This is a genomic window from uncultured Amnibacterium sp. (genome assembly GCF_964245895.1).
GTDB lineage: Bacteria > Actinomycetota > Actinomycetes > Actinomycetales > Microbacteriaceae > Amnibacterium.
Map to the genome: position 1 here is coordinate 1 of NZ_CAXTOQ010000264.1, position 2,394 is coordinate 2,394.

General features: G+C 72.9%; 3 protein-coding genes. All 3 read left to right on the top strand.

Annotation, left to right across the window (positions count from 1 at the left end; translation table 11 throughout):
- Positions 1 to 38 precede the first annotated feature (38 nt).
- Complete coding sequence (gene dapA / locus ACFE60_RS18810) at positions 39 to 962, top strand: 4-hydroxy-tetrahydrodipicolinate synthase (protein ID WP_375390373.1); 924 nt, start codon at positions 39 to 41, stop codon at positions 960 to 962.
- A 165-nt stretch (positions 963 to 1,127) separates the two neighbouring features.
- Positions 1,128 to 1,811 carry an RNA polymerase sigma factor SigE gene (gene sigE / locus ACFE60_RS18815; RefSeq protein WP_375390375.1) on the top strand — a complete coding sequence of 228 codons (684 nt, stop codon included), beginning with the start codon at positions 1,128 to 1,130 and terminating at the stop codon, positions 1,809 to 1,811.
- A gap of 18 nt (positions 1,812 to 1,829) precedes the next feature.
- The coding region (locus ACFE60_RS18820) for an anti-sigma factor family protein (RefSeq protein ID WP_375390374.1) at positions 1,830 to 2,394 on the top strand (565 nt) is incomplete at its 3' end.

Sequence of the window (2,394 nt, forward strand, 5' to 3'; positions counted from 1 at the left end):
GATCGCCCTCCAGAGGGTCCGCTCCCTAGACTGAGGCCATGTCCTCCCTGCCGTTCGGCCGGCTGCTGACCGCGATGGTGACGCCGTTCCGCGCGGACGGCTCGCTCGACACCGACGCCGCGGCGGCGCTCGCGACCTCGCTCGTCGACGAGCACGCGCACGACGGCCTCGTGGTGAACGGCACCGGTGGCGAGGCGCCGACCACCACCGACGCCGAGAAGGCCGACGTCGTCCGCGCCGTGGTCGACGCGGTCGGTGACCGGGCGAGCGTCGTCGCCGGGGTCGGGACCAACGACACCGCCCACACCCTCGAGCTGGCGGCGGCCGCTGAGAAGGCCGGGGCGACCGGCCTGCTCGCCGTGACCCCGTACTACTCGAAACCCCCTCAGGAGGGTCTCGTCGAGCACTTCCGCACCCTCGCCGACGCGACCGGCCTGCCCGTGATGCTCTACGACATCCCGCACCGCTCCGGCACGGCGATCGCCACCAGCACACTGCTGACCCTCGCCGAGCACCCGCGGATCGTCGCGGTGAAGGACGCCAAGGGCGACCTGACCGCCTCCGCCACCGTGATGGCGTCGTCCGACCTCGTCTACTACTCCGGCGACGACGCGCTGACGCTGCCGCTGCTCGCGGTCGGGGGCGTGGGCGTGGTGGGGACGTCGACGCACTTCTGCGGCCCCGAGGTGCGGGCGATGCTGGATGCTGCGCTGGCCGGGAACACCGCCGACGCACTGCGCTGGCACCGCCGGCTGCTGCCGATCTTCACCGGGATCTTCGCGACCCAGGGCTGCATCCTCGTCAAGGCGGGACTGGAGCTGCAGGGTCGCGGTGTGGGCAGCGTCCGGCTGCCGATGGTCCCGGCGACCGCGGCGCAACGAGCCGCGCTCGCCCGGGCACTCGAGGCTGCCGGCCTCTCGTCGGGCGCGCCGACAAAGAGCCGCACCGCCGCGACGGAGTGACGTGGCTGACGCGGCGGAGGGAACACCCGCGCGGTCCGGCTCGTTCAACCAGGCGTACGAGCACGGGAGGAGGTGCACAGGTTGTTGACAGGTTTCGTCAAGGGACTCAACAGGTCGGTTCGTCACGATGAGACCCCGGGTTCGGCCGTGCCGGCTGCCCCCGCGATGGAGGAGGCTCTCCCCGTGCGTACGTCCACCGGTTCCACCCCCGCTCCCGCTGTGACGGACCCAACGGTCGCGGACTGGCAGCCGCCGAGCTGGGAGGAGATCGTCCGCGACCACAGCGCGCGGGTCTATCGCCTCTCCTACCGCCTGACGGGGAACGCGCACGACGCCGAGGACCTCACCCAGGACGTGTTCATCCGGGTGTTCCGTTCGCTGCACCGCTTCCAGCCGGGCACCTTCGAGGGCTGGCTCCACCGCATCACCACGAACCTCTTCCTCGACGGTGCGCGCCGCAAGCAGAAGATCCGCTTCGACGGGCTCGCCGAGGGCAGTGACGACCGGATGGCCAGCTCCTGGCCGAACCCCTCCCAGCAGCTCGACGACGCCGACCTCGACCACGATGTGGCCGCCGCGCTGGCCGCACTGGCCCCGAGCTTCCGCGCCGCGGTCGTGCTGTGTGACATCGAGGGACTGACCTACGAGGAGATCAGCGACGTCCTCGACCTCAAGATCGGCACCGTCCGCAGCCGCATCCACCGCGGTCGCGCGCAGCTTCGCCAAGCGCTGGCCCATCGCCGGCCGACCCTCGAGCACTCGCGCTACCTCGGGGTCGACGCTGAGCCCGGGCCGTCCGAGCAGGCCGACGAGCTCGCCGGCGGACGGGTGCCCGCGGGCACGTGGTGAGTCAGCGGTGAGTTCGGCGTGAACCGCTCCTGCGACGACCTCGCGGAGCTGCGGTCGGGCTTCGTCGACGGTGCCCTGTCCGCCGAGGACTCCGAACGGGTCGTGTCCCACCTGCTCGGCTGCGCGGCCTGTCGTGCCGAGGTCGCCGAGCTACGGGCTGTCAGGGATCTGCTCGGCCGGAGCCGCCGGGACGCGGCAGCGCCGGCCCCGTTGTCGGACCGACTCGTCTCGATCGCCGGTGACGGCTCCGCCCGCCCCTGGACCCAGGCCTTCGACCGCACCCGCATCCTCGCCCTGCCGTCGGCCCGACGCCGGGCCCGGGTCCGCACCCTGCTGGGCGCCGTGGCCGTCGCCGCCGTCTTCACGGCGGTGGGTCTCACCGGCTGGTTCGCCGCCCCCTCCGCCAGTCTCGCGACCGTGGCCGACCCCGCCGACGAGGCCCAGGCGGAGTTCGGCGCGGCGGCCGCCGAGCTGTCGGTGACGGGTGCCTCGCTCAGCGCACTGATGCTGCTCGACTCGTTGCCCGAGGCGACCCGCGACGGCTCCGGCGTCAGCCGACCCTCGTCCGCGGGCCACCACCGTC